The sequence below is a fragment of the Micromonospora sp. NBC_00858 genome (assembly GCF_045207365.1).
In the GTDB taxonomy this organism is placed as follows: Bacteria; Actinomycetota; Actinomycetes; order Mycobacteriales; family Micromonosporaceae; genus Micromonospora.
Window position 1 is genome coordinate 7,307,270 of sequence record NZ_CP108828.1, and the last position, 25,175, is coordinate 7,332,444.

At 70.6% G+C, this 25,175-nt stretch carries 26 protein-coding genes; 13 read left to right on the forward strand and 13 right to left on the reverse strand.

The window, feature by feature from the left end; genetic code table 11:
* Window positions 1-145: 145 nt before the first annotated feature.
* A complete protein-coding gene (locus OG990_RS34090; protein ID WP_328420200.1) occupies window positions 146-1,795 on the forward strand; it encodes an FAD-binding dehydrogenase in 1,650 nt (549 codons plus the stop codon).
* A gap of 85 nt (window positions 1,796-1,880) precedes the next feature.
* On the opposite strand, the gene OG990_RS34095 is transcribed toward OG990_RS34090, so the two are convergent.
* A complete protein-coding gene (locus OG990_RS34095) occupies window positions 1,881-2,216 on the reverse strand; it encodes a YnfA family protein (RefSeq protein ID WP_328420198.1) in 336 nt (111 codons plus the stop codon).
* 72 nt (window positions 2,217-2,288) lie between these two features.
* On the opposite strand from OG990_RS34095, the gene OG990_RS34100 reads away from it, so the two are divergent.
* Window positions 2,289-3,308 carry a hypothetical protein gene (locus OG990_RS34100; RefSeq protein ID WP_406078337.1) on the forward strand — a complete coding sequence of 340 codons (1,020 nt, stop codon included), beginning with the start codon at window positions 2,289-2,291 and terminating at the stop codon, window positions 3,306-3,308.
* A 410-nt stretch (window positions 3,309-3,718) separates the two neighbouring features.
* Here the strand turns inward: OG990_RS34100 and OG990_RS34105 are convergent, their stop codons facing one another.
* Window positions 3,719-4,093 carry a VOC family protein gene (locus OG990_RS34105; RefSeq protein ID WP_328420194.1) on the reverse strand — a complete coding sequence of 125 codons (375 nt, stop codon included), beginning with the start codon at window positions 4,091-4,093 and terminating at the stop codon, window positions 3,719-3,721.
* Window positions 4,094-4,207: 114 nt separating this feature from the next.
* Between OG990_RS34105 and OG990_RS34110 the strand changes: the two genes are divergently transcribed.
* Genes OG990_RS34110 through OG990_RS34120 form a run of 3 tightly spaced genes read left to right on the forward strand, consistent with a single transcriptional unit; the run spans window position 4,208 to window position 5,458 of the window.
* On the forward strand, window positions 4,208-4,666 hold the full coding sequence (locus OG990_RS34110; protein ID WP_406078338.1) for an SRPBCC domain-containing protein: 459 nt from the start codon (window positions 4,208-4,210) through the stop codon (window positions 4,664-4,666).
* The gene (locus OG990_RS34115; protein WP_406078339.1) at window positions 4,663-5,013 is read left to right on the forward strand and encodes an ArsR/SmtB family transcription factor; all 351 of its coding nucleotides are present in this window, start codon (window positions 4,663-4,665) and stop codon (window positions 5,011-5,013) included. Before OG990_RS34110 ends, OG990_RS34115 begins: the two co-directional genes overlap by 4 nt.
* A gap of 1 nt (window position 5,014) precedes the next feature.
* Window positions 5,015-5,458 carry an SRPBCC domain-containing protein gene (locus OG990_RS34120; protein WP_328420189.1) on the forward strand — a complete coding sequence of 148 codons (444 nt, stop codon included), beginning with the start codon at window positions 5,015-5,017 and terminating at the stop codon, window positions 5,456-5,458.
* On the opposite strand, the gene OG990_RS34125 is transcribed toward OG990_RS34120, so the two are convergent.
* The 5 genes from OG990_RS34125 to OG990_RS34145 form a co-directional block, all read right to left on the reverse strand.
* A complete protein-coding gene (locus OG990_RS34125) occupies window positions 5,442-6,722 on the reverse strand; it encodes an MFS transporter (RefSeq protein WP_406078340.1) in 1,281 nt (426 codons plus the stop codon). The genes OG990_RS34120 and OG990_RS34125 overlap by 17 nt on opposite strands.
* 148 nt (window positions 6,723-6,870) lie before the next feature.
* Entirely contained in the window at window positions 6,871-7,602 is a 732-nt protein-coding gene (locus OG990_RS34130; protein ID WP_406078341.1) for a class I SAM-dependent methyltransferase, read from the reverse strand.
* A 231-nt stretch (window positions 7,603-7,833) separates the two neighbouring features.
* Window positions 7,834-8,196 carry a PH domain-containing protein gene (locus OG990_RS34135; protein ID WP_007464929.1) on the reverse strand — a complete coding sequence of 121 codons (363 nt, stop codon included), beginning with the start codon at window positions 8,194-8,196 and terminating at the stop codon, window positions 7,834-7,836.
* 10 nt (window positions 8,197-8,206) lie between these two features.
* Window positions 8,207-8,962 carry a class I SAM-dependent methyltransferase gene (locus OG990_RS34140; protein ID WP_406078342.1) on the reverse strand — a complete coding sequence of 252 codons (756 nt, stop codon included), beginning with the start codon at window positions 8,960-8,962 and terminating at the stop codon, window positions 8,207-8,209.
* The gene (locus OG990_RS34145) at window positions 8,959-9,843 is read right to left on the reverse strand and encodes a LysR family transcriptional regulator (protein WP_406078343.1); all 885 of its coding nucleotides are present in this window, start codon (window positions 9,841-9,843) and stop codon (window positions 8,959-8,961) included. Before OG990_RS34145 ends, OG990_RS34140 begins: the two co-directional genes overlap by 4 nt.
* Window positions 9,844-9,960: 117 nt before the next feature.
* On the opposite strand from OG990_RS34145, the gene OG990_RS34150 reads away from it, so the two are divergent.
* On the forward strand, window positions 9,961-10,314 hold the full coding sequence (locus tag OG990_RS34150) for a DUF1801 domain-containing protein (RefSeq protein WP_406078344.1): 354 nt from the start codon (window positions 9,961-9,963) through the stop codon (window positions 10,312-10,314).
* Window positions 10,311-10,697: a VOC family protein gene (locus OG990_RS34155; RefSeq protein WP_406078345.1), complete on the forward strand. Its 387-nt coding sequence runs from the start codon at window positions 10,311-10,313 to the stop codon at window positions 10,695-10,697. Before OG990_RS34150 ends, OG990_RS34155 begins: the two co-directional genes overlap by 4 nt.
* A gap of 7 nt (window positions 10,698-10,704) precedes the next feature.
* On the opposite strand, the gene OG990_RS34160 is transcribed toward OG990_RS34155, so the two are convergent.
* On the reverse strand, window positions 10,705-11,013 hold the full coding sequence (locus OG990_RS34160; protein ID WP_328420175.1) for a 4a-hydroxytetrahydrobiopterin dehydratase: 309 nt from the start codon (window positions 11,011-11,013) through the stop codon (window positions 10,705-10,707).
* A 183-nt stretch (window positions 11,014-11,196) separates the two neighbouring features.
* Here OG990_RS34160 and OG990_RS34165 point away from each other — a divergent pair, with 183 nt between their 5' ends.
* Entirely contained in the window at window positions 11,197-11,652 is a 456-nt protein-coding gene (locus OG990_RS34165) for a (deoxy)nucleoside triphosphate pyrophosphohydrolase (protein ID WP_328420173.1), read from the forward strand.
* Between the two features lie 112 nt (window positions 11,653-11,764).
* Here OG990_RS34165 and OG990_RS34170 read toward each other — a convergent pair whose 3' ends face one another.
* The 5 genes from OG990_RS34170 to OG990_RS34190 form a co-directional block, all read right to left on the reverse strand.
* The gene (locus OG990_RS34170; RefSeq protein ID WP_328420171.1) at window positions 11,765-12,829 is read right to left on the reverse strand and encodes a succinate dehydrogenase/fumarate reductase iron-sulfur subunit; all 1,065 of its coding nucleotides are present in this window, start codon (window positions 12,827-12,829) and stop codon (window positions 11,765-11,767) included.
* Complete coding sequence (locus OG990_RS34175; RefSeq protein ID WP_406078346.1) at window positions 12,826-14,754, reverse strand: fumarate reductase/succinate dehydrogenase flavoprotein subunit; 1,929 nt, start codon at window positions 14,752-14,754, stop codon at window positions 12,826-12,828. Before OG990_RS34175 ends, OG990_RS34170 begins: the two co-directional genes overlap by 4 nt.
* An 11-nt stretch (window positions 14,755-14,765) precedes the next feature.
* Complete coding sequence (locus OG990_RS34180; protein WP_406078347.1) at window positions 14,766-15,572, reverse strand: hypothetical protein; 807 nt, start codon at window positions 15,570-15,572, stop codon at window positions 14,766-14,768.
* Between the two features lie 266 nt (window positions 15,573-15,838).
* A complete protein-coding gene (locus OG990_RS34185) occupies window positions 15,839-17,251 on the reverse strand; it encodes a TldD/PmbA family protein (RefSeq protein ID WP_406078348.1) in 1,413 nt (470 codons plus the stop codon).
* 58 nt (window positions 17,252-17,309) lie between these two features.
* The gene (locus OG990_RS34190) at window positions 17,310-18,746 is read right to left on the reverse strand and encodes a TldD/PmbA family protein (protein WP_406078349.1); all 1,437 of its coding nucleotides are present in this window, start codon (window positions 18,744-18,746) and stop codon (window positions 17,310-17,312) included.
* 340 nt (window positions 18,747-19,086) lie between these two features.
* On the opposite strand from OG990_RS34190, the gene OG990_RS34195 reads away from it, so the two are divergent.
* The 5 genes from OG990_RS34195 (at window position 19,087) to OG990_RS34215 (ending at window position 25,146) form a co-directional block, all read left to right on the forward strand.
* Window positions 19,087-20,142, forward strand: coding sequence for an ABC transporter ATP-binding protein (locus tag OG990_RS34195; protein ID WP_406081967.1), 1,056 nt, complete (start codon window positions 19,087-19,089; stop codon window positions 20,140-20,142).
* Window positions 20,139-21,248 carry an ABC transporter ATP-binding protein gene (locus tag OG990_RS34200; RefSeq protein ID WP_406078350.1) on the forward strand — a complete coding sequence of 370 codons (1,110 nt, stop codon included), beginning with the start codon at window positions 20,139-20,141 and terminating at the stop codon, window positions 21,246-21,248. Before OG990_RS34195 ends, OG990_RS34200 begins: the two co-directional genes overlap by 4 nt.
* Complete coding sequence (locus OG990_RS34205; RefSeq protein WP_386987480.1) at window positions 21,245-22,252, forward strand: ABC transporter permease; 1,008 nt, start codon at window positions 21,245-21,247, stop codon at window positions 22,250-22,252. The genes OG990_RS34200 and OG990_RS34205 overlap by 4 nt, the downstream gene beginning before the upstream one ends.
* Window positions 22,253-22,261: 9 nt before the next feature.
* Window positions 22,262-23,248 carry an ABC transporter permease gene (locus tag OG990_RS34210; protein ID WP_328420158.1) on the forward strand — a complete coding sequence of 329 codons (987 nt, stop codon included), beginning with the start codon at window positions 22,262-22,264 and terminating at the stop codon, window positions 23,246-23,248.
* Window positions 23,249-23,403: 155 nt separating this feature from the next.
* Complete coding sequence (locus OG990_RS34215) at window positions 23,404-25,146, forward strand: ABC transporter substrate-binding protein (protein ID WP_328420156.1); 1,743 nt, start codon at window positions 23,404-23,406, stop codon at window positions 25,144-25,146.
* The last annotated feature ends 29 nt before the right edge of the window (window positions 25,147-25,175 follow it).

Below are 25,175 nucleotides of genomic sequence, written 5' to 3' on the forward strand. Positions count from 1 at the left end.
TCGCGGTCGCCGACCTGGTCCAGGCTCCGGGCGATGTCGAGCAAGGAGTGCCGGACGCCGCTGTTTTATCACGCAGTGACAAGGTGGACCCTCAACCGCTGCGGTTTGATCGTCAGCGGATACGCCGGTGGGGAGAGTGCCTGTCATGGACGCAGACGTCATCGTTGTCGGGGCCGGGTTGGCCGGTCTGGTCGCCGCCGCCGAACTCGCGGAGGCGGGCCGCCGGGTGATCCTGCTCGACCAGGAGCCCGAGACGAATCTGGGTGGGCAGGCGTTCTGGTCCTTCGGCGGCCTGTTCCTGGTCGACTCGCCGGAGCAGCGCCGGATGGGGATCCGGGACTCGCACGAGCTCGCCCTGCAGGACTGGCTCGGCACGGCCGGGTTCGACCGGCCCGAGGACGAGTGGCCGCGCAGGTGGGCCGAGGCGTACGTGGACTTCGCGGCCGGGGAGAAACGGTCCTGGCTGCACGCCCGGGGCGTACGGTTCTTCCCGGTGGTCGGCTGGGCCGAGCGCGGCGGGTACGGGGCCATCGGGCACGGCAACTCGGTCCCGCGTTTCCACGTCACCTGGGGCACCGGACCCGCGGTCGTCGCGCCGTTCGCCCGCCGGGTCCGTGACGCCGCCGCGAAGGGACTGGTCACCCTCGCGTTCCGGCACCGGGTCGACGAGCTTGTCGTGACCGACGGTGTCGTGACCGGCGTACGGGGTGCTGTCCTGGAGCCGAGCGACTCCGCTCGCGGGGTGGCCAGCAGCCGCACAGTGGTCGGTGACTTCGAGCTGACCGCCCAGGCCGTCCTGGTGGCCTCCGGCGGTATCGGTGCCGACCACGACCTGGTCCGGAGGAACTGGCCGGCGCGGCTCGGTACCGCACCCGAGCGCATGATCACCGGTGTCCCCGCCCATGTGGACGGGCGGATGCTGCGGATCACCCAGGACGCCGGCGGCACCGTCATCAACCCCGACCGGATGTGGCACTACGTCGAGGGCGTGCAGAACTGGAACCCCATCTGGGCCGGCCACGGCATCCGAATCCTGCCCGGGCCCTCCTCGCTGTGGTTCGACGCCACCGGCAAGCGGCTGCCCGGACCGCTCTACCCCGGCTTCGACACCCTTGGCACGCTGGCGCACCTGCGGACCACCGGGCACGACCACAGCTGGTTCGTACTCACCCAGAAGATCATCGAGAAGGAGTTCGCGCTCTCCGGCTCCGAACAGAACCCTGACCTCACCAACAAGTCGGTCCGGCAGACCCTCGGCCGCATCCGCCCCGGCGCACCCGCACCCGTCGAGGCGTTCAAGCAGCACGGCGAGGACTTCGTCGTCGCCCACACCCTCGATGAACTCGTCGCCGGTATGAACGCGCTGACCGGCACGCCCCTGCTCGACGTCGAGGACATCCGACGTGAGGTCGTCGCCCGCGACCGGGAACTGGACAACGCGTTCACCAAGGACGGCCAGATCTCCGCCATCCACAACGCCCGCCGGTACCGCGGCGACAAGCTGGTCCGTACGGCCACCCCGCACAAGATCCTCGACCCGAAGGCCGGCCCACTCATCGCGGTCCGGCTGCACGTGATCACCCGCAAGACCCTCGGCGGCCTGCAGACCGACCTGTCGGGACGGGTGCTCAACTCCGATGCGACCCCGATCCCCGGCCTGTACGCCGCCGGTGAGGCGAGCGGATTCGGCGGGGGCGGCGTGCACGGCTACCGCTCCCTGGAGGGCACCTTCCTCGGCGGCTGCATCTTCTCCGGCCGCCAGGCCGGCCGCGCGATCGCGCAGGCAACCGCGTGACGGTGGCGCGGCGGGCCGGGCGGGCGAGGGCTGGTTGGCGTCCCGGCGCGGTTCCGACCAGGCCGGGATCGGCCAAGGGGCGGGTTCAGCCGCTGCGCGGGGCGTACATGATGATGGCGACCCCGACCAGGCAGATGGCCGCGCCGACGACGTCGTAGCGGTCGGGGCGGAACTTGTCGACGATCATGGCCCAGGCCAGGGAACCGGCGACGAAGACACCGCCGTACGCGGCCAGGATGCGGCCGAAGTTCGGGTCGGGTTGGAAGGTGGCGACGAAGCCGTAGAACCCGAGGGCGATGACCCCGGCCGCCACCCACAGCAGGCCCCGGTTCTCGCGCCAGCCCTGCCACACGAGCCAGGCTCCGCCGATCTCGAACAGCGCGGCGAGCAGGAACAACAGGATCGAGCGGGCGACCGTCATGGTTCGGACGGTAGCGGGACCACCACCTGGTCCTGCGGGTCGGGCCGCCCGCCGGCCGCCTACGATCTCGCCATGATCACGCCGCCCCTGCCACCCGAGGCGCTCGCCCGCTATCCCGGCCTGGAGAAGCTCGGCCGCACGACGACCCGGCTGCACCCGCGTCCCGGGGCGGTCACGGCCACCGACAGCCACATCGGCGGGCCGCTGCGCTGGCCGGCCGACGAGCCCTGGCCCACCTGCGACGTGCCGCACATGGTCCACGAGGAGGTGCCGATCCCGGCAGAGCTGGCGACCCGGATGCGGACGGCGGAGCGCGGGCGCAGGCAGTCACACGTCCTTGCCGAGGGCGAGCTCGATCTGCACCAGGAGTTGGCCGCCCTGGTCGGCCCGGGTTTCGTCGGCTGGGGCTCGCGCGACGGCGGCCCGGTCGTCGGCTACCGGTACGTGCCGCGAGAACACCCCGCGCCCAACCCGATGGTCGCGCTGGCGCAACTGCGCGCCGAGGACGTACCCGACCTGCCCCGCCCCGGTGGGGCGGACCTGTTGCAGGTGCTGTGGTGCCCGTTCGAGCACTCCGAGGGCCCGTGGGGGCCGACGGTGAAGCTGCGCTGGCGGCGGGAGGCGGAGCTGACCGACCTCCTCGCGGAGCCGCCGCGCGGCGAGGTCGGCACCGACGGGTACGTGCCGCGGCCGTGCCGGCTGCACCCGGAGCAGGTCGTCGAGTACCCGTACCCGGAGGAACTGCCGGAGGACCTGCGGCGGCTGGTCGACGAGGACGAGGACGAGGACGAGGACGAGGAGTACGTCGACACCTTCATGGCGCCCGGGTGGAAGGTCGGCGGGTACGCCAACTGGAGCCTCACGGACCTGGGCCCCACGCCGTGCCCCCGCTGTGCCGGTCCCACGACGTTGACCCTGGTCATCGACTCCTCCGAGCGGGGCACCGAGCGGTGGCAGCCGACGCGGGCGGACGGCGAGCCGGACGACGATTCGTACGAGCCGACCGGGGTGGTCGTCGGCCGGCACGGCGCGCTGCGCGTCTTCGCCTGCCTGACCTGCCCGGACGTGCCGTTCCTGCTCGACCAGCAGTGAGGTTAGGGCCGCGTCAGTTCGACCTCATCGCCCGGTAGGACCTCCACGCCACCGTGGCGGTGCCCGTGGGTCAGCCGAGAGATAAATCGGATCCGATCGGTCGGGCCAAGCAACGGCTGAAGGCGGGAGCTACCCGACGGGGGCGTTGTATCGATCGAGCGTCGCCTTGGACGTCCAGGCGTCCTGGAAGATCAGCTCCCACGGGCCGGTGTTGACGGTCAGGATTTCTGATCGGCCATGACGTACGAGGGGTCGGCTGCCAGCTCGGGGCCGGCCCCTCACGCGCGTCCGTCGAAGTGCCTCGGCTGCGCCGACCCGATCCTTCCGCTTCTGCCAACGTGCGGCGGCGACCGGATCCCGTCCGACGAACTGGGCTGGTACTGCGACTGCCCACGTGCCGAGTCTCGCGGCTACAGCTCGGCCCAGGCGCCCAGCTCGTTGCCGCTGGGGTCGGTGAAGTGGAATCGGCGGCCACCGGGGAACTCGTACGGCCCGTTCACCACCTGGCCGCCGGCGTCCTTCACCGCCTGCACGGACCGGTCGAGGTCGGCCGAGTAGAGCAGCACGAGCGGGCCGCCTGCCCGGACTTCCTGGTCGACGCGCAGGCCACCCACCTCGGGTGCGGGGTCGCCGAGCGGGCTGCGGATGCCGGCGTACTCCGGCCCGTAGTCGTTGAACTGCCAGCCGAACGCATCGGCGTAGAAGCGCTTGGCCTGGGCGAGGTCGGTGACCGTCAGCTCCACGTAGTCGATGGCGTGGTGCCGGTGCGGAGAGTTTTCAGACATGCGCCGCATTGTGCGTCCCGGGTACGACGGGAACGCGACATGCAACTAAAGGTTGCGCAACGAGAGTCGGCTGTCGTACGTTGATGCAACCAAAGGTTGCGAAAGGTTGTGAGCATGGAACAGGGATCCATCGAGCGCGACATCCATGTCGACGCTTCACCTGAGGTGGTCTTCGAGGTCGTCAGTCAGCCCGAGCACATGCGGGAATGGTGGCCTGACGACGCACGGTTCGAGCCGGTCGCGGGCGCACCCGGTGAGCTCGTGTGGCGTAACGGTGAGACGGGCGAGACGACGACCGTCGCACTCGCTGTCGTCGAGGTCGACCCCCCGAAGCGATTCTCCTTCCGGTGGTGCTTCACGGACGCGGATCGGAGCGGGCAGTCACTGCTCGTCACCTTCGATCTGGTGCCGAGCGGTGCCGGGACCGTGGTCCGGATGACCGAGACCGGGTTCCGGGAGATGGGCTGGGAGATCGCTGTCCTGGAGGAGCAGTACCGCGACCACGAGACCGGGTGGGACCACTACATCCGGAGGCTGGGCACGTACGTTGCGCGGCTGGTTGCCACCTCATGAGCACGGCCGTCGACGATGACCTGTGGTCGGCGATCGGCGACCCCATCCGGCGTACGATGATCGACCTTCTTCTTTCCGGCGGACCAGGCACAGCCACGTCGCTCAGCAAGCGGCTACCCGTCACCCGCCAAGCCGTCGCGAAGCACCTGGCCGTCCTGGACCGGGTCGGGCTGATTCACGCGGCGCCGGCCGGCCGCGAGCGCCTCTACCAGGTGGACGAGGCGCAACTCGCCCGAGCCGTCGCCCAGTTGTCAACGGTCGGCGCCACCTGGGACGCCCGACTCCGGCGGATCAAGCGGATCGCCGAGGCGATCGAACGCAACCGCACCAACAACGAAGGAGAATGACATGGTCGACATCCTGCACCGGGTCGGCGTCGTGGCTCCGCTCGACGACGTCTACCGAGCGGTGGCAACTCCAGAGGGCCTCGCCGGCTGGTGGACGACCGACACGGTGGGCAAGAGCGAGGTCGGCGGGCAGTTGGCCTTCCGGTTCGGCGACGCCGGTGGGTTCGATATGGAGGTCCTTGAGTTGGACCCCACCGGCCGGGTGCGGTGGCGAGTCGTCGACGGTCCCGAGGAATGGATCGGCACCGAGGTCAGCTGGCGTCTCGACCAGCGCGGCGAGTACACGATCGTCCAGTTCACGCACGAGGGCTGGCGCGAGCCGGTCGAGTTCATGCACCACTGCAGCACCAAGTGGGCGACGTTCCTGATGAGTCTCAAGGAACTGGTGGAGACAGGGCGCGGCAGGCCGGCGCCGGACGACGTCAGGATCAGCGACTGGCACTGATCTCGGTGACGGCTGAATCGCCGGGGGATCGCGCGGTCCGTCGCGAGATCGCGAACCCCCCGGCGATCAGGCCGAGAGCCACGATCGCCGTGGCGCAGAGCAGCAGCGTCGGACGGGCGCCGATGGCGCCCACCAGCGGGCCGCCGAGCATGGTGCCCAGTGGCACCGCCAGCACGAGGACGGCGCCGTTCGCCGCCAGCACCGCCGGTAGTTGTGCGGTGGACGTGCTGCGCTGGAACAGCGCCATCGACATGGACATGTACGGCGCCCAGATCAGGCCCGCCAGGGCGAAGGCGGGCAGCGACAGACCCACGGGTGCGCCCAGGCCGAGGGGCAGCATGGCGACGCCGAACCCGACGACGATGCCGATGGTGGTGGTCCGCAAGGGCCAGCCGCGCAGATGGCCGGCGACCACACCGCCGACGAGGCCGCCGATGCCGAACGCGGTGTAGTAGATGCCGAGCAGCGTCGCGGAGGCGTGCAGGTCATCGGTGACGTGGATCGGCATGGCCACGTACACCGGTCCGAAGAGGAAGAAGAACCCGAAGCTCAGGACCAGAAGGCCGAGCAGGGCGGGGTTGTGACGGATGACGGCGAAGCCCGCGGTCCGTGAGGCGCCGCGCTCGTATCGGTGGGCGCTGTCGGCGGCGGGAAGGGCGAGGCGGTACGTGAGGGCCAGGACGGCGAAGGTGGCGGCGTCGATGGCGATGACCCAGACCGCGCCGGCCCAGCCGATCAGGATGCCCGCCAGTGGTGGGCCGACGATGGTGGCGAACCCGGAGATGGTGGTGAGCACCGCGTTGGCCGGCAAATGGTGTCGCTGCGGCAGGAGTTCGGCGATCAGGGTGAAGCGCCCGGCGGAACCCCACGAGTGCAGCAACGCCGACGCGGCCAGCAGGACCACGTACAGCCCGATGGTGAGCACGCCGGAGAGGTAGGCGAGGGGGATCGCCGCGAGTGCCGTGGCCCGCAGGATCGCGTCCCAGCCGGCGAGCTGTGCGCCGCTACGCCCGCGCAACAGCCGACCGAAGATGACCGTCCCGGCCGCGCTGGGCAGGGCGTACGCCGCCACCGCGATGGCGATCCACGTGCCGCGCTGGTCCTGCGGTGCGAGCTGGATGGCGAGCCAGGTCACGGCGACCACCGCCATGCCGTCGCCCAGGGCGGACACCGCCAGCCCGGGCAGGACCCGCCGGAGCAGTGGGTGACTGACCACTGGCCAGTAGGGCGAGGAGCGCGGGAAACGGGCGGTGTCCGATGGCATGCTGCCAGCTGACCCGGCGCGGACCCTACGGATCAACAAAGGTCGCTACCAGCAGAATCAGCTATGGGCGGAAGCCCACGTCAGTTCCCCCGGACGGAGGTCGACTCCGGTTCCGTGTGGACCCGGAACCGGAGTCGACCAACCGCAGCTACTCCGCGCGGTAGACGGAGATGTGGGCCGTGCTGTCAGCGTCGAACGGTCGCCGGTGCCAGTCGGCGTACCGCTCGGTGAGCCGGAGCCCGGCCTGCTGCGCCATCGCGTCGATCTGGTGCGGCCAGGCGTACCGCATGGCGAAGGGCTTCAGGTGCACACCGTCGCCGTCGAACGTGATGGTCTGCCGGATGAAGCGCTGCGCCGGTCGGTCGTACCGGTGCAGCCGGATCGTCGCGGAGTCCTCGGTCACGGCGCGGACCTGCAACTGCTCGTCGGAGTCGAAGCTGCGAGGGTCGGGCACGAACGCCTCGACGACGAACGCACCGCCGGGCGACAGCACCCGGGCGACGTTGCGGAAGCAGTCCGCCTGCCGCTCGGCGTCGACCAGGTTGAACAGCGTGTTGTAGACCAGGTACGCCAGGCGGAACGGGCCCGGTACGCCCACGTCCGCCATGTCGCCGACCACCACCGGGATGTGCTCGCCGCCGGGCTTGGCCCGCAGTTTCGCCAGCATCTCCTCGGACGCCTCGACGCCGTGCATGGTGAGGCCGCGCTCGGCCAGCGGCAGGGCGATCCGGCCGGTGCCGATCGCCAGTTCGAGAACCGGCCCGTCGTCGGCCAGGTCGGCCAGGAAGTCGACGGCCGACGTCGGGTCGGGGTTGGGTCCGTCGTCGTAGCCGGCGGCCCACAGTCGGCCGAAGAGGCCGGGATCGTCGAAGACCGACATCAGCGGCCTCCGGGGTTGGTGTCAGTGGCCCGCAGCCGCGCCGTGGCCAGGGAAGCAGGTCTGCTCACGAAGTCTCGATTCCTCAGGTCGGATGACGTTCGGTCGGGGGGACTCCGTTGAGTGGGGCATGGCGGCTGCTCCTTTCGCGCGGCTGTCGGCTGAGGACACCAGAGGTCGCCGGGGCCCGGCAAGGCATTTACCTCGGCCGGGCCCGCAGCATGCCGGACCGGGTCAGGAGATGTGGTGCAGGATCACGTTGTGCACGTGGTGGCTCTTCTGCGCGCCACGGAACTCCACCTCGTACGTGTGCGTACCGACGTGGATGGCGATCGCCCCGGTGGAGAAGAACGTGCCGCCCCAGGACTTGTTGCTGACCACGCTCACGCTGGTGATCTTCGAGTACGGAATGCTGGTGATCGCATGCCGCTTCCCGACGAAGGAACGGTCCTGGATGATCACGCGCCGATCGGTCAGCCCGATGAACCCGGTGCCGGTGCCGACAGCGTCGTAGACGGCAATGATCTGCTCACCGTCGAGGAGTCCACTCTCGATCTGCTGGACCTGCTCCTTGCGGTCGTACGCGATGTTCGCCATGTGAACCAGGCTAGGCAACCGGTGCCAGCCGGCTGGCCTGGGCGATGACCAGGAACTCGCCGTCGCCCTGGCCGACCGGCTCGCGGTGCCAGCCGCCGTGGATGCGATCCACGGTGAAACCGGCCGCGCCCAGGGAGTCGCGTAGCTGCGCCTCGGTGCGGAAGCGCAGCGTCGCCGAGCTGAGCAGCTCCTCGTCGTCCGCGAAGTGGTAGTGGTGGGTAAAGCTGACCGCGCCGTCGCGTACCCCGGTGACCTCGGTCCAGGCGCGGACCTCGCCGCCGTCCGGCAGCGTGATCCGCCGCTGCGAGTCCACCGGGTTCCACCGCTCCCAGCGGCGGTCCGCCGGGTCCCGGGCGTCGAAGACCAGCCGGCCGCCGGGCACCAGCGCCCGTCGCAGGTCGGCGAGGGTACGTGCCCACTCCGCGTCGTCGACGAAGAACTGCGCCACGTGGCTGGTCAGCACCGCCACCTCGAACGCCTGGTCCGGCAGCAGCGCCGAGGTGCCCTCGATCCAGGTCACCCGCTCGCCGCCCGGCTTGGCGCGGGCGGCGGCCAGGGACGCGCCGGCGGGGTCGACGCCGGTGACGGTGTGGCCACCGGCGGCGAGGGCGACGGTCAGCCGGCCGGTGCCGCAGCCCAGGTCGAGGACCCGGGCGCCCGGGGTCTCGTCGACCACCGCCCGGAAGAAGTCGTCGTCCGGCCCCCACGGGCATTCGGCGTCGTAGACCTGGACCAGCCGGCGGTGGCGGAACTCGCCGTGCCTCACCGGGGGTTCGCCTCGGTCGCGGCGCGGACGAACTCCAGCACCCGGGCGGTGCTGTTGCTGGCCAGCCAGATCGGCCCCCGCTCGATCGGCGGCGCGTCGTGGATCGGCACGTACGCCACGTCGGGGCGCGGGTAGTAGCGCCGGGTGTGCTCGCCCACCGGCAGCACGCCACGGCCCAGCGCCACCAGGGACAGCATCTCGGAGAACGTGTTCCCGGTGGGGCCCTTCGGCACCGGCCGGCCGGACGGGGTGCGCTCCGGGGTCCGGTCCCGCTTGAACTCCGTCGAGGTCACCGTCGGGTACTGCACCACCGGATGGTCGGCGAGCACCTCCAGCGACACGGACCGCTCCCGGGTGAGCGGGTGGCCCGCGGCCACCGCCAGCACCCGGTCCTCGGAGAGCAGCGCCGGGCCGTTGGCCATCCCGTCGAAGGGGTACGAGGCGATCAGCACGTCGGTGGAGCCGTCGAGCAGGCCGGAGCGGGTGGTGGCCAGCTGCGCCTCGTGCACCTCAACCCGGCAGTCGGGGTGTCGCTCGGTGAACAGGGCAACCGCCCGGAGCAGCACCGGCGCGGTCCACTCGCCCAGGAACGCCACCCGCAGTGTCCCGGTGACGCCCCGCCCGGCGTCGACCGCGCGACGGACCGCCTCGTCCATCCCGGCCACCAGCGGGGCCAGCTCGTCGGCGAGCTGCCGCCCGATCGGGGTGAGCTGGACGACCCGACTGGTCCGGGCGAACAGCGGCGCCCCGATCCGGCGTTCCAGCTTCTTGACCACATGGCTGACCCGGCCGGTGCTGACCCGCAGCCGCTCGGCCGTCCGGCCGAAGTGCAGCTCGTCGGCGAGGGTCAGGAACGTCTCGACCTCGTACCGCTCCAGCACGCCGCTCCCACCGTTGACCTGTGCGCAACGATCGTAGCGGCAACGGCTCTTGGTCGGCGGCGCCCGTCAGCGGATCGTGAACGCGGCAAGGAAACCACTCGACCGAAGGGCTTCGCGATGAGCATCAACGACTACCTGGCCGGCCTGCCCGGGCCGCTGCGCGAGATCGGGGAGAAGCTGACGCCCGTCATCGCCGCCGCTCTGCCCGGGGCGACCGGCGCGATGTGGCACGGTCACCCGGTCTGGAGCCTGGGCGACCGGCCGGGCCTGCGCCCGGTCTGCCTGCTCAAGGCGTACCGGTCGGACGTCACCTTCGGGCTGTGGCGGGGGCAGGAGATCACCGACCCGTCCGGGCGACTGGTGCCCGGCGCGCGGGTGATGGCGGCGGTGAAGCTGCGTGGCGTCGCCGACATCGACCCGGCGCTGTTCACCGACTGGCTCCGCGCGGCGGCCGCGCTGGAGGAGGCGTGAGCACGGTACGCGTGACCGGTTTCGACCATCTGGTGCTGACCGTCGCCGATGTGGAGCGGGCCCTGGACTTCTACTGCGGCCGGCTCGGGCTGGAGCCGGTACGGGTCGACGAGTGGCGAGTCGGTGCCGTGCCGTTCCCGTCGGTGCGGATCAGCCCGGAAAGCATCATCGACCTCGTCCACGGCGACCGGAAGGGCACGAATGTCGACCACTTCTGCCTGGTGGTGACACCGCTGGACTGGGCGCAGGTGATCGAGTCGGGCACCTTCACGGTGTTGACCGGCCCGGTCAGCCGGTTCGGCGCCCGCGGGACGGCGACCTCGATCTACGTGCGGGACCCGGACGGCAACTCGGTGGAGCTGCGCTGGTACCCACCGATGTAGCGGGACCTCAGGACTCGGTGACCGTCCGGTAGACGTCCTCGATCCGGGCGGCCAGCAGGACCTCGCCCTCGGTCAGCGGCTCCCCGTTGCCATGCCCGACCCGGATCTGGGTACTGTCAGCGTGGCGGCTGATCTCGGGGCGCAGGTGCAGCGCGTCGGCGACGACCTTCACCCGTTCGGTCAGCGCCGCGTGTTGGGTATCGTCGATCACGAGAGTCCGCCGGATCTGCTCGCCTTCCCGCGTCCAACCAGATAGCAAGGTCAACGCGTCGGAAAGGTAATCGTGCTTGGCCCGGCTGTTGAACAGCACGCGCATAACCGCACCCCCCAAGCGCCGTTGCCGGCTTGTGGCCAAATCGTCGCCATCCCGTGTCTTGTCGGTGCCCTCTAGTCTGTCGTCGCACGGAAGGGGTGTCCACGCCCACACTTCCGGGTTCTATTGACCTAGCGGCCGGTTACGGTACCCAAACCGCCGATTGATCTGGCACCCTGGACGCCCGTGCGGACCGAACGGGCTAATGGTGGCGGGCAGGCCGAACGACGGGACCTGAAGGTGATCGTGGGTGCGGCGATCATCCGAGACGGGCGGGTGCTCGCCTGTGCGCGTTCCGCCCCGCCTGAGGTGGCGGGGATGTGGGAGTTCCCCGGCGGGAAGGTCGAGCCGGGGGAGGCCGAGATCGATGCGCTGATCCGGGAGTGTTCCGAGGAGTTGGCCGTACGCGTGGAGATCGGCGACCGGGTCGGCCGCGACGTGCGGATGGCCCACGGCCGCTCGGTGCTCAAGGTGTACGCCGCCCGCCTGCTGGACGGCGACGAGCCGCAGGCGCTGGAGCACTCGGCCATGCGCTGGCTCTCCGCCGCCGAGCTGGACTCGGTCACCTGGCTCCCGGCCGATGCCCCCATCGTTGCCGCGCTGCGTCCCGTCCTCGCCGAGGGCAGACCACCGAAGCGCTGATCGGGCTGGCGGGCTCGTCGAGCCAGGCACGTCCGCCAACGTCATGATCAACGCCGGAAATGGGGACGGGGCCCCCGGCAGTGCCGGTGGGCCCCCGTCCTGGTGGTCGTGCTCAGTGCTTGTCCTGCTCCGGGTGGGCGAAGTTGAGGTGCTCCGGAGGCAGCGGGAAGGTCACGTCGTCGCCGAACGGCGACGGCGCGGCGGCCCGGTCGAAGGTGAGCTCGGTCAGCGGCAGCTTGCCCCGGTCGTCGACCGCTGGCGCGGTCGGGTGGGGCACCTCCCGTTGCCAGTTGACGCCGCTCTGCGCCTGCGCCTCGGCCTGCGGGTCGTGCGAACGGCCCGCGTGCGAGTGCACCCCGCCCCCGGCCGCGCCCGGCGACGTCGCCGAGCCCTGACGGGCGGTGGTCACGCTGGTCTGGGGCGTCTCGCCCCGACGGAAGATCTTGCTACCAAGCCACACAAGGGGATCGTACCTGCGGTCTACGACCCGCTCCTTCATGGGGATGATCCCGTTGTCAGTGATCTTGATGTGCTCGGGGCAGACCTCGGTGCAGCACTTGGTGATGTTGCAGAAGCCGAGGCCCTGTTCGGCCTGTGCGTACTCCTTGCGGTCGGTCCGGGCGTCCAGCGGGTGCATGTCCAGCTCGGCCGCCCTGATGAAGTACCGCGGCCCGGAGAACGCCTGCTTGTTCTCGTCGTGGTCGCGGATCACGTGGCAGACGGTCTGGCACAGGAAGCACTCGATGCACTTGCGGAACTCCTGCGAGCGCTCGACGTCGACCTGCTGCATCCGGTAGTCGCCGGGGGCGACGTCCGCCGGAGGGGCGAACGCGGGCGTCTCCCGGGCCTTCTCGTAGTTGAACGAGACGTCGGTGACCAGGTCCCGGATCACCGGGAAGGTGCGCAGCGGGGTGACCGTGACGGTCTCCTCGTCACCGAAGGTCGACATCCGGGTCATGCAGCCCAGCCGCGGCTTGCCGTTGATCTCCATGGAACAGGAGCCACACTTGCCGGCCTTGCAGTTCCACCGGCAGGCCAGGTCGGGCGCGTCGGTGGCCTGCAACCGGTGGATGACGTCGAGGACCACCTCGCCCTCGTTCACCTCGACCATGTAGTCCTGCAGGTCCCCGCCGGTCTCGTCGCCCCGCCAGATCCGGAACTGACGCTTCGCGCTCATCGGTTGTCCGCCTCTCCAGCGTCGACGACGAGGGCGTCGAAGTCGGCGAGCTCCTCGTCGGTGAGGTACTTGGCCAGCTCCGCCCGGTCGAAGAGGCCGATCAGCTCCGGCCGCATCTTCGGCAGCGGCTTACGGCTCAGCCGCACGGCGTCGCCGTCCAGCGCGCAGACCAGGTTCACCTGCCGCCACTTCGGCTCCATCGCCGGGTAGTCCTCCCGGGTGTGCCCGCCGCGCGACTCCTGCCGCTCCAGCGCCGCCTTCGCGGTGCACTCCGAGACCACCAGCATGTTGCGCAGGTCCAGTGCCAGGTGCCAGCCCGGGTTGTAGCGCCGGCCGCCGGCCGCGCTCACCTTGGCGACCCGCTCCCGCAGCTCGGCCAGCCTGCCCAGCGCGTCGGCCAGCTCGCCCTCTCTGCGGATGATGCCGACCAGATCGCCCATGACCGCCTGCAGGTCCTGCTGCAGGGTGTACGGGCTCTCGCCGGTGTCGCGCTGCAGCGGCGCCAACGCGGTCTCCACCGCAGCCTCGACCGCGTCCACGGCCACCTTCGGCCGGGCGGCCAGCCCGTCGGCGTAGCTGGCCGCGTGCCCGCCCGCCCGCTTGCCGAAGACCAGCAGGTCGGACAGGGAGTTGCCGCCCAGCCGGTTGGAGCCGTGCATGCCGCCGGAGACCTCACCGGCGGCGAACAGCCCGCGCACGTGGCCGAAGGCGGCACCGGAGTCCGGGTCCACCTCGACGCCGCCCATCACGTAGTGACAGGTCGGTCCGACCTCCATCGGCTCGGCCGTGATGTCGACGTCGGCCAGCTCTTTGAACTGGTGGTACATCGACGGCAGCCGCCGGCGGATCTCGTCGGCCGAGCGCCGGCTGGCGATGTCCAGGAAGACGCCGCCGGCGGGGGATCCCCGGCCGGCCTTGACCTCGCTGTTGATCGCGCGGGCCACCTCGTCGCGGGGCAGCAGCTCCGGCGGGCGGCGGTTGTTGTCCGGGTCGGTGTACCAGCGGTCCGCCTCCTCCTCGGTCTCCGCGTACTGCTTGCGGAAGACGTCGGGGACGTAGTCGAACATGAACCGCTTGCCGTCGGAGTTCTTCAGCACGCCGCCGTCGCCGCGTACCGATTCGGTGACCAGGATGCCCTTCACCGAGGGCGGCCAGACCATGCCGGTCGGGTGGAACTGGAGGAACTCCATGTTGATCAGAGTCGCCCCGGCGCGCAGCGCCAGCGCGTGACCGTCCCCGGTGTACTCCCAGGAGTTCGAGGTGACCTTGTAGGACCGCCCGACGCCGCCGGTGGCCAGCACCACGGCCGGCGCCTCGAAGAGGATGAACTCCCCGGACTCCCGGTAGTAGCCGAACGCGCCGGCAACCCGGTCGCCGTCCAGCAGCAGCTCGGTGATGGTGGTCTCGGAGAACACCTTGATCCGGGCGTCGTACGAGCCGAACTCGCGCTTGTCCTCCTGCTGAAGCGAGACGATCTTCTGCTGGAGGGTGCGGATCAGCTCCAGGCCGGTCCGGTCGCCCACGTGCGCCAGCCGGGGATACTCGTGGCCGCCGAAGTTGCGCTGGGAGATCTTGCCGTCCTTGGTGCGGTCGAAGAGCGCGCCGTACGTCTCCAGCTCCCAGATCCGCTGCGGCGACTCCTTCGCGTGCAGCTCGGCCATCCGGAAGTTGTTGAGGAACTTCCCGCCGCGCATGGTGTCCCGGAAGTGCACCTGCCAGTTGTCCCGGCTGTTCACGTTCCCCATCGCGGCGGCGGCGCCGCCCTCGGCCATCACCGTGTGCGCCTTGCCGAAGAGCGACTTGGAGATGATCGCGGTCTTCTTGCCGGCGAGCCGGGCCTCGATCGCCGCCCGCAGGCCGGCGCCGCCGGCCCCGATCACGACGACGTCGTAGTGGTGTCGTTCGATTCGCGTGGTAGTGGTCATGTCGGGGCCCTTTAGTTGATGAACCGCAGGTCGGAGAACCACTCGGCCGCGAGCGCCATGATGTAGAAGTCGGCCAGCGCCAGGGTGCCGAGGGTGATCCAGGCGAGCTGCATGTGCCGGACGTTCAACGCCGAGACGAAGGTCCAGGCCTTGTAGCGCACCGGGTGCTTGGAGAAGTGCTTGAGCCGGCCGCCGATGATGTGCCGGCAGGAGTGGCAGGAGATGGTGTACGCCCAGAGCATCACCACGTTGACCAGCAGGACGATGTTGCCCAGCCCGAAGCCGAAGCCCTTGGGGGAGTGGAAGGCGAGGATCGCGTCCCAGGTGTTGATCAGCGAGATGATCGCGGCGGCGTAGAAGAAGTAGCGGTGCAGGTTCTGCCCGAGCAGCGGGAAGCGGGTCTCACCGCCGTACGAGGCGTGACCGTCCGGCACGGCGCAGGCCGGCGGGGACAGCCAGAACGACCGGTAGTACGCCTTGCGGTAGTAGTAGCAGGTGAGCCGGAACAGCAGCAGGAACGGCAGGGTCAGTGCGGCATCCGGGATGACCCACCAGCCGGGCAGGAACCGGCCGAAGTGCGAGGCTGCCTCGACACACCGGTCGGTCACGCACGGGGAGTAGAACGGGGTCAGGTAGTGGTACGCGTCCACCCAGTAGTTGTCATGCTGGAAGACCCGGACCGTCGCGTACGCGACCCAGGCGCTGAGCCCGATCACGGTGATCAGTGGGGCCAACCACCAGCGGTCGGTACGCAACGTTTTCGCCGCGATGGCGGCGCGCGCCCGCGCTCCCCGCGGCCTCGTTGCCGTTGAAGTCATTCGAGTCGTCTCCTCGACGGGCCCGTACGGGCGGGCTGATCTTTCTCCGGTCGGCACGCGGACCGGCGAACCCGCACCCGCTGCCACGTCATGCGCACACCAACGACCACGCCGGATCGACCGACGCAGCTAAGTGACACACGTTACGCCGATCTTTGCGGGCCGTCCGCGCAAGGGAGTGTCCCGTGTGTCTGGCCTGCGGGAAAGCCCCGTCACGCTGATCGATGACGCGTTGTTAGAAACCTCACTGCCGGCACCGGGCCCGATCACCCGGAGGCGCCCCCGGTGAAGTGCCAGGACGCCAGCCGCACCGGCGGCGCCGCCCACCATGCACCGTCCACCCGGTCGGGTTGGCGCACCGGCCGGCCGCCCAGCCCGAGCACCGCCCCCGGCCCGAGCGCCCGTGGGTACGACTCGGTGAACCGCAGGTCGCGGACCGCCCGCACGACCGTGCCGTCCTCGACCAGCCAGACGCCGTTGCGGGTCAGCCCGGTGACGACCAGGCTCTTCGGGTCGAGCACCCGGGTGTACCAGAGGTCGGTGACCAGCAGCCCTCGGCGTACCCCGGCGACCAGCGCGGCGGTGTCCGCGTCGACCACGGCACCGGCCGTTGTGCCGGTGGTGCTCCGGCCCACCGCGCTGGCCGGCCCGGCCGCCGCCCCGGACAGGCGCAGGTTGCGGGCCATCGGGCCCCAGGTGGCACCACCCGCGACCGCGTGCCCAGTGGACTCCGCGCCGGCGTCGGCGGCGGTCCGCCGATCGTGCGCCACCGCCCGGGTCGTGCCCGCCTCGACCAGGGTCAGCGCCCGCCGGCCGGTGCCCTCGGCGTCGAACGGCAGCCCCGACGCGCCCAGCGGATCGTCCACCAGGGTCACCGTCGGGTCGAACTGGGCCGCCCCCGGCTCGGCGAACGACTGCCGCTCGGCGTACCGCTTGCCGTTGAAGCCGTACCAGGAGAGGTTCTGCAACAGGTCCGCCACGGCGGCCGGCTCGAACACCACCTCGTAGCGCCCCGGGGGCAGCTCGATCGGGTCGGCCGCCGCCTGCGCCTTCGCCGCGGCGTGCGCGCCCAACTCGGCGCCGTCGAGGTCGGACAGCCGGTCGGCGCAGCGCCGGGCCACCCCGTCCGCGCCGTCGCGGCGGGCGATGCCGTCCATCGCCGCCTCGACCGAGCGGCCGTGCGCGGTGTGTCCGGCAGAGTTGGCGAACGCCGACGAGCGGTGCGCGGTGCGGCAGTAGCCGGCCGTGCTGAGGCCAACGGCGGCGGCCACGAACGCGCGGACCAGATCGGCCCGCTGATCCGGCTCGGCGTGCGCGGTGGCCTCGTCGACGGGTGGGGCGGCCGGCGCGGGCGTGGGCGGGGCCAGCCCCGGCCAGCCCGGGTCGGGCGGGCAGAGCCGCGCCGCGGCCAGGGTGCGCTCGACCAGCGCGCGCAGCCCGTCGGCGGTGACCACGCTGCCGCTGCCGGCGGCGGTCCGCCCGTCCACGTGCAGCCGCAGCCGGACTCCGACGGTCGACTCGGCGACGTTCTGGTGGATGACCGAGTTGGCGAACCGGGTCAGCGCCAGGTCGGCCCGGGTCACCACCGCCTCGGCCTGCGTGGCCGGGCCACCAAGCCGCCGGACCAGCTCGATGACCTGCCCGGCCAGCTCCACCTCGGTCGACCCACTCGCGCTCACGCCGAGACCTCTTTCGTTCGCGACTGCGGGGCTCGCAAACCCGGCTCACTCCTCGCGCTCACGCCGAGACCCCCACCCGGACGTTGCGGAAGCGGGCCGGCGCGGACGGATGGCCGGTGTGCCCGGTCTGGCCCGGCTGGCCCTTGCCGCAGTTGGGCGTCCCCCAGGGCACCGTCTCGCCGGAGAGCATGTCCATCGAGCGCCAGAAGAGCGGGCCGATCCCGGTGTAGGTGGGGTTGCGCAGCATCCGCCCCCGCCGCCCCTTCTTGATCTCCCAGCCGACCTCGCAGCCGAACTGGAAGTTGAGGCGCTTGTCGTCGATCGACCAGGAACGGTTGAGGTCCATCAGCACCCCGTCGTCGGTGGCCGCGATGATCTCCTCCAGGGTGTGCGGGCCGGGTTCCAGGCCGACGTTGGTCATCCGCACCATCGGCAGCCGGGCCCACCCGTCGGCCCGTACGCTGCCGCCGTAGTCGAGGCTGGCCATGGCGGCCGAGTCCCGGCCGGCGAGCACACCCACCCACCGCCCGTCACGGACCGCGTCCCGCTTGACCGCGGGCGAGCCCTCGTCGTCGAAGCCGAAGCTGCCCAGCGCGCCCGGGATGGTCGGGTCGATGGTGATGTTCATCAGCTCGGAGCCGTAGCGCAGCGAGCCGAGCTGGGCCAGGTCCAGCCAGGACGTGCCGGCGAACGCGGCCTCCCAGCCGAGGATCCGGTCCAGCTCGATGGCGTGCCCGACCGACTCGTGGATCTGCAGGGCCAACTGCTCGCCGCCGAGGATCAGATCCGTCTCGCCGGCCGGGCAGGGCGGTGCGGTGAGCAGCGCCCGGGACTCCTCGGCGATCTGCGCGGCGTGCGCGGCCAGGTCGAGCGACTCGACCAGCTCCCAGCCGGTGGTGCCGTACTGCCCCCGGTAGCTGGGCCAGGAGCGGCGCTGGGTCTCGCCGTCACCGATCGACGTGGCCGAGATGCCACCGCCGCACTCGCGGATCCGCTGGTCGATCCGGTGGCCCTCGCTGGAGACGAACCACTTGGCGGTGTCCCAGATCTGGTACAGCCCCTCGGCCAGGTCGGCGCCGTGCTCGGCCATCGTGCGGGTCGCGCCGACCAACAGGTCGCCCTTGTCCGACAGCGGAACTCCGAGCGGGTCGATCTGGCAGCCGGAGGCCCAGCTCGCGGTGACGGCCTCGATCGGCACCAGGTCGACCGGTGGGCCGGGCACCCGCGCGCTCGCCATGGCGGTCCGCGCCGCGCGCCGACCGGCGTCGCGGGCGGCGGCGTCAGAGAGATCGGGTACGGCGTGAAAGCCCCAACTCGAACCGACCAGCGCCCGGACGCCGAGCCCGATGCTCTCGTCCTGGGTCAACTCCTCCACGTCGCCGTTGCGCGCGGTCATCGACTCGTAGCGACGGTGCATCACGCGGGCGTCGGCGTACCGGGCGCCCGCGTCGAGGGCGGCCTGGACGGCGGCGGTGGCCGCGTCGAACTCGGTCATGCGACCGACCCTAGCGAGCCGACCGGCGCCCGTCAGGCGAGCAGATCCTCCGGCCGGATGACCGCCTTCACTCCACCTCATGCCGGCGGGAATCCTCCCGGTGCTGCCGCCAAGGTGGTCGCACCCGCCGTGCGATCAGGGCATGAATGGCCATGGATGGCGAGGTGAGGGGTGTTCAGGCCGATGCCGACTCGTTACGCTCGGGCCCGCTGACAGGTGCCGACTTTGTAGCTTATTTTCACCCTCGGGACTTTCCTGTAAGTTCTCTTCGTCACTGAGGGAGGCAGCCGTGGACAGCTCGGATCCGGCGCCGTCCGGGGAACCGGACGACCATCCCACCGTGCCGGAGCAGCGCAGCACCTCGGACGCCTACCTACGGGTGACCGACCTGCGAGTCCGGTTCGACACCGAGGACGGCGTGGTCCGCGCGGTCGACGGCGTGTCGTTCTCCGTCGAGCGGGGCCGCACCCTCGGCATCGTGGGCGAGTCCGGCTCCGGCAAGAGCGTCACCTCGCTGGCCATCCTCGGCCTGCACGACGCCAAGCGGACCACCATCACCGGGGAGATCTCGGTCGGCGGCCGGCAGGTGGTGGGCCTCCCCGACGAGGAGATACGCCGGCTGCGCGGTCGCGACATGGCAATGATCTTCCAGGACCCACTCTCGGCTCTGCACCCCTACTACACGGTGGGCCGGCAGATCGCCGAGGCGTACCGGGTGCACCACCCGAAGGCCCGCCGGCGGGAGGCCCGCCAGAGGGCGGTGGACATGCTGGACCGGGTGGGTATCCCGCAGCCTTCGCGCCGCTTCGACCAGTACCCGCACGAGTTCTCCGGCGGCATGCGCCAGCGGGCGATGATCGCCATGTCGCTGGTCAACGATCCGGCCCTGCTGATCGCCGACGAGCCGACCACCGCGCTGGACGTCACCGTGCAGGCGCAGATCCTGGACCTGCTCGCCGACCTCCAGGCCGAGTACCACTCCGCCATCATCCTGATCACCCACGACCTCGGCGTGGTCGGTCAGGCCGCCGACGAGGTGCTGGTGATGTACGGCGGGCGAGCCGTCGAGCAGGGCAGCGTCGAGCAGGTGCTCCGCACGCCGCAGCATCCGTACACCTGGGGGTTGCTCTCCAGCGTGCCGTCGCTGCACGGCGACGCGGACGCGGACCTGCTGCCGATCCGGGGCAATCCGCCCAGCCTGATCAACCTGCCGCCCGGCTGCGCCTTCCACCCGCGCTGCCGGTACGCGGACCGCAACGGCGACCGGTCCCGCACCGAGGTGCCCGAGCTGCGTCCGGCGGGCGCGGACGGCCACCTGGTCGCCTGTCACCTGACCGCCGAGGAGCGCGCCGAGCGCTACGCCGAGGACATCGCATCCGTGGGGGTGGCCCGATGACCGACGAGCCGTTGCTGCGGGTCCGCGGCCTGACCAAGCACTTCCCGGTACGCCAGGGGCTGCGCTCCACCGGCCTGGTGCGGGCGGTGGACGGGCTGGACTTCGACGTGCGACCGGGCGAGACACTCGGCCTGGTGGGGGAGTCGGGCTGCGGCAAGACCACCACCGGCCGGATGCTGGTGCGGCTGTTGGAGCCGACCGCCGGCACCATCGAGTTCGCCGGGCGGGACATCACCCACGCCGGCCGGCGGGAGTTGCGCCCGCTGCGCCAGGACCTCCAGATCATCTTCCAGGACCCGTACGCCTCCCTGAACCCCCGGCACACCGTCGGCCGGATCGTGGCGATGCCGTTGCAGGTCAACGGCATCAAGCCGCCGGGCGGGATCAAGGCCCGCGTGCAGGAGCTGCTGGAGCTAGTCGGGTTGAACCCGGAGCACTACAACCGGTACCCGCACGAGTTCTCCGGTGGCCAGCGCCAGCGCATCGGCATCGCCCGCGCGCTGGCCCTGCGGCCCAAGCTGATCGTCGCCGACGAGCCGGTCTCCGCGCTGGACGTCTCGATCCAGGCGCAGGTGGTCAACCTGCTGCGGGACCTGCAACGGGACCTCGGTCTGGCGTTCGTGTTCATCGCCCACGACTTGGCCGTGGTGCGGCACTTCTGCCAGCGGGTCGCGGTGATGTACCTGGGCCGGATCGTGGAGATCGGTGACCGGGCGGACATCTACGAGCGCCCGCAGCACCCGTACACCAAGGCGTTGCTCTCGGCGATCCCGGACGTCACCCGGCTCGGCCCGGCGGGCCGGATCCGGCTGACCGGCGACGTGCCCACCCCGCTCGACCCGCCGTCGGGCTGCCGGTTCCGCACCCGGTGCTGGAAGGCGCAGGACATCTGCGCGACCGAGGAGCCGGCGCTGGTCCCGCGCGACGGCGGCCACCAGGCCGCCGCGTGTCACTTCCCCGAAGGGGAATCGGCCAGCACGAGCCCCGAAGGGGAAGCGGCCAGCACGAGCCCCGAAGGGGAAGCGGCCAGCACGAGCCCCGAAGGGGACGCAGCCAGCACCAGCGCGGGGTCGACCGACGCGGTCGTCGAGGAGGTGTCGTCGTGAGCCTGTCTCCGGTGGAGGGTGTGGCGCTGGCCGAGATCGAGTCCAGCGCGGGCGGGGGCGAGCCCGCGGCGAAGGGCGTCGTCGGCCGTTCACCTGGTCAGCTCGCCTGGCTGCGGCTGCGCCGCGACCGGACGGCCGTGGTCAGTGGCGTGCTGCTCGTCTTCTTCATGCTGCTGGGACTGTCCGCCCCGCTGATCGAGATGGTCTACGGGATCGGCCCGCGTGAGCAGTTCCAGAACCTGCTGGACGGCTTCGGCATGCCGTTGGGCTACGCCGGCGGCGTCACCGGGGAGCACTGGTTCGGCCTGGAGCCGGGACTGGGCCGGGACATCTTCATCCGGCTGATCTACGGGCTGCGGACCTCGCTCTTCATCGCGTTCGCCGCGGCCCTGATCACCGCGACGATCGGCGTCGTGCTCGGCGCTCTCGCCGGTTACCTCGGTGGCTGGCTCGACGCGGTGATCAACTGGATCACCGACCTGACTCTGGCCATGCCGTTCCTGATCATCGCGCTGGCGCTCACCCCCACCCTGACGCTGCGTTTCTACGGCGAGCGCGGGCAGGTGTCGTCGGCTTTCGGGGTGGGCGTGCTGATCGCCGTCTTCGCCGTGTTCGGCTGGACCAGCACGGCCCGGCTGGTGCGCGGGCAGGTGATCGCGCTGCGCGAGCGGGAGTTCGTGGAGGCGGCCAAGGCCAGCGGTGCGGGGCTGGGGCACATGCTCTTCCGGCAGTTGCTGCCGAACATCTGGGCTCCGATCCTGGTCTCGTTCTCCCTGGCGGTGCCGCAGTTCATCACCAGCGAGGCCGCGCTGTCGTTCATCGGCGTCGGCCTCAGCGACGAGACTCCCAGCTTCGGTCGGATGATCTATCGCAGTCTGGACTTCCTCCAGACCGACCCGGCGTACGTGTTCTTCCCGGGCATCATGATCTTCGCGCTGGTGTTCGCCTTCAACCTCTTCGGCGACGCGTTGCGTGACGCGCTCGACCCGAAGTCGTCCCGGTAGGGGTTTTCCATGGCGCGATTTCTGATCAAGCGGCTCTTCTCCGCCACGCTGACCCTGTTCGCGGTGAGCGTGCTGACCTTCCTGATGTTCTTCGCCCTGCCGCGTGACCCGGTCACTGGCATGTGCCCGAAGAACTGCAACCCGGAGCGGTTGGAGCGGGTGCGCACCGAGTTGGGCCTGAACGACCCGCTGATCAGCCAGTACGCCGGCTACATGAAGGGCATCGTCATGGGGCGGGACCTGGGCAGCGCCCAGGGCGGCCGGTGTGACGCGCCCTGCCTGGGCTGGTCGTACGTCACCAACGAGGCGGTCTCGGACACCATCGCCCGGGTGCTGCCGGTGACGCTGAGCATCGTGATCCCGGCGGCCATTCTCTGGCTGCTGCTGGGGGTCGGGCTGGGCATGGTCTCCGCGCTGCGCCGGGGCACCTGGCTGGACCGGGCCGCCATCGGCTTCTCGCTGACCGGTGCCTCGTTGCAGCTCTACTTCGTGGGCGCGGTGCTGCTGCTGGTGTTCGTCTACAACCTGCGGCTTCTGCCGGTGCCGAGCTACACCTCCATCTTCGACAATCCGGCGAAGTGGGCCAGTGGGCTGGTGCTGGCCTGGGTGGCGTTGGCCTTCCTCTTCTCGGCCATCTACGCCCGGCTGTCGCGGGCGCAGATGCTGGAGACCCTGTCGGAGGACTTCGTCCGCACCGCGCGGGCCAAGGGCCTGGCCAAACCCAAGGTGTACGGGCGGCACGCGCTGCGCGCGGCGATCACCCCGGTGGTGACCATCGCGGGCCTGGACGTCGGCGGTGCGCTCGGCGGCACGGTGATCACTGAGACGACCTTCGGCATCCAGGGTCTGGGTCGCACGGCGGTGGACGCGGTGCGCTCCGGTGACCTACCCACGATCATGGCCACCGTGCTGATCGCGGCCGTCTTCGTGGTGCTGGCGAATGTGCTGGTCGACCTGCTCTACGCGGCCATCGACCCCCGGGTCCGGCTGCGCTGAGCCGGGCGGTCGGCCGGCGTGTCCACCACCCGGCTGGCGGCGAAATTTATCGACAACTGTTACACAATCCGTAGGTTTTCTTCTTTACGATCCTCGAGACGTCGGCGGTTCTCGCCCCGGCGAACCGCACGGCACATGGGTGAAGGAGGTACTTCATGCGACTACGCGTGGCGGCCGCCGCAGGCGGCGCAATCGCTCTGGTTGTGGCATTGGGTGCGTGCTCGGAGAACACGGGCGAGGGCACCACGGTGGACACCGAGCGGCAGCAGACCGGGGTCATCGCGACCGACCCCAAGGAGTCCCAGGGCCCGGCTGCCGAGGTGAGCGGGGCCGCGAAGGGCGGCACCTTCACCATCATCCGGGAGACGCCGATCTCCCACCTGGACCCGCAGCGGACGTACTCGTTCGCCGGTCTGATGACGAACCCGCTCTTCGCTCGCTATCTGACCACCTGGAAGGACGACGGCAAGGGCGGCCTGGTTCTCGTCGGAGACCTGGCCGAGACGCCGGGCACCAACGTCAACAAGGACTGCAAGGTCTGGGAGTTCAAGGTCAAGGACGGGGTGAAGTTCGAGGACGGCCGCCCGATCACCTCCAAGGAGATCGCGTACGGCATCGCCCGCTCCTTCGACCCGGACCTCTCCGGCGGCCCGACCTACATCCAGGAGTGGCTGGCCGACAGCCCGGAGTTCGACACCAAGTGGGACTTCAAGAAGAACAAGACGTCGCTGCCGCCGGGCCTGACCACGCCGGACGCCAAGACGCTGCGCTTCGAGTTCGCCAAGCCCCGCTGTGACCTCCCGTTCGCGGTCTCGCTGCCGACCACGGCGCCGCTGCCGCCGGACAAGGACACCGGCGTCAACCTGGACAAGCAGCCGTTCTCGTCCGGCCCGTACAAGGTCGCCAAGAACCAGGTCGGCGTGCAGATCACCCTGGACCGCAACCCCAACTGGGACCCGAACACCGACCCGGTCCGGCACCAGTACCCGGACCAGTTCGTGTGGAGCTTCGGCGCGACGGCGGACGCCGCCAACAACCGGGTGATCGCGGACAACGGTGCCGACCAGAGCGCGATCGCCTTCAACGCCGTGCCCGCCTCGCTGGTCGCCAGGGTGGCCGGGGACGCCTCGCTGAAGTCGCGCAGCATCCTCTCGCCGACCCCGAGCGCCAACCAGTTGGTCATCAACAACCAGCGCGTCAAGGACCTGAAGATCCGCCAGGCGCTCAACTACGCCATCGACCGCGAGGGCCTGATCAAGGCGCTCGGCGGGCAGACCGTCGCCGCGCCGCTGACCACGCTGATGCCGCCGGCCACCATCGGCTACAAGGCGTACGAGGCGTACCCGGCGGGTGCCAACGGCAACGTCGACAAGGTCAAGGAGCTGCTCGGCGGCCAGACGCCGGAGCTGGTCCTCGGTGTCGCCGACAACACGACCGAGCAGCAGGAGGGTGCCCAGCTCAAGGCCAACCTGGAGCGGGCCGGCTTCAAGATCACCCTGCGGAACATCCCGGACGACGCCAAGCTCGACGAGGTCAAGAAGAAGGACAACCCCTGGGACCTGTACATCGGTAACTGGGCGGCGGACTGGCCGAGCGGTGCCTCGATCCTGCCGGTGCTCTACGACGGCCGCACCATCAAGGCCGAGGGCAACAGCAACAGCGCGTTCTTCAACGACCCGACGATCAACGCCGAGATGGACCGCATCCTGGCACTGCCCCCGGCCGACCAGGGTCCGGAGTGGGGCAAGCTCGACGAGCGGATCATGAAGGAGCACGCCCCCGTGGTGCCGCTCTTCGTCGACGTGGCCTACAACGTGCACGGGTCCAAGGCGGGTGGGGTCTTCATCTCCAGCGTCTTCGGCTACCCGGCGTTCGTGAACGCCTTCGTCAAGCCGTAACACCGCAAGGACGGGCCCCCGGTCGACAA

Bases quoted from the DNA above. Each gene is read 5' to 3' on its own strand.
- OG990_RS34100 (WP_406078337.1), top strand. From the start codon at position 2,289: ATGATCACGCCGCCCCTGCCACCCGAGGCGCTCGCCCGCTATCCCGGC.
- OG990_RS34210 (WP_328420158.1), top strand. From the start codon at position 22,262: ATGGCGCGATTTCTGATCAAGCGGCTCTTCTCCGCCACGCTGACCCTG.
- OG990_RS34115 (WP_406078339.1), top strand. From the start codon at position 4,663: ATGAGCACGGCCGTCGACGATGACCTGTGGTCGGCGATCGGCGACCCC.
- OG990_RS34095 (WP_328420198.1), bottom strand. From the start codon at position 2,216: ATGACGGTCGCCCGCTCGATCCTGTTGTTCCTGCTCGCCGCGCTGTTC.
- OG990_RS34090 (WP_328420200.1), top strand. From the start codon at position 146: ATGGACGCAGACGTCATCGTTGTCGGGGCCGGGTTGGCCGGTCTGGTC.
- OG990_RS34120 (WP_328420189.1), top strand. From the start codon at position 5,015: ATGGTCGACATCCTGCACCGGGTCGGCGTCGTGGCTCCGCTCGACGAC.
- OG990_RS34125 (WP_406078340.1), bottom strand. From the start codon at position 6,722: ATGCCATCGGACACCGCCCGTTTCCCGCGCTCCTCGCCCTACTGGCCA.
- OG990_RS34130 (WP_406078341.1), bottom strand. From the start codon at position 7,602: ATGTCGGTCTTCGACGATCCCGGCCTCTTCGGCCGACTGTGGGCCGCC.
- OG990_RS34200 (WP_406078350.1), top strand. From the start codon at position 20,139: ATGACCGACGAGCCGTTGCTGCGGGTCCGCGGCCTGACCAAGCACTTC.
- OG990_RS34170 (WP_328420171.1), bottom strand. From the start codon at position 12,829: ATGAGCGCGAAGCGTCAGTTCCGGATCTGGCGGGGCGACGAGACCGGC.
- OG990_RS34135 (WP_007464929.1), bottom strand. From the start codon at position 8,196: ATGGCGAACATCGCGTACGACCGCAAGGAGCAGGTCCAGCAGATCGAG.
- OG990_RS34190 (WP_406078349.1), bottom strand. From the start codon at position 18,746: ATGACCGAGTTCGACGCGGCCACCGCCGCCGTCCAGGCCGCCCTCGAC.
- OG990_RS34215 (WP_328420156.1), top strand. From the start codon at position 23,404: ATGCGACTACGCGTGGCGGCCGCCGCAGGCGGCGCAATCGCTCTGGTT.
- OG990_RS34180 (WP_406078347.1), bottom strand. From the start codon at position 15,572: ATGACTTCAACGGCAACGAGGCCGCGGGGAGCGCGGGCGCGCGCCGCC.
- OG990_RS34110 (WP_406078338.1), top strand. From the start codon at position 4,208: ATGGAACAGGGATCCATCGAGCGCGACATCCATGTCGACGCTTCACCT.
- OG990_RS34175 (WP_406078346.1), bottom strand. From the start codon at position 14,754: ATGACCACTACCACGCGAATCGAACGACACCACTACGACGTCGTCGTG.
- OG990_RS34105 (WP_328420194.1), bottom strand. From the start codon at position 4,093: ATGTCTGAAAACTCTCCGCACCGGCACCACGCCATCGACTACGTGGAG.
- OG990_RS34160 (WP_328420175.1), bottom strand. From the start codon at position 11,013: ATGCGCGTGCTGTTCAACAGCCGGGCCAAGCACGATTACCTTTCCGAC.
- OG990_RS34150 (WP_406078344.1), top strand. From the start codon at position 9,961: ATGAGCATCAACGACTACCTGGCCGGCCTGCCCGGGCCGCTGCGCGAG.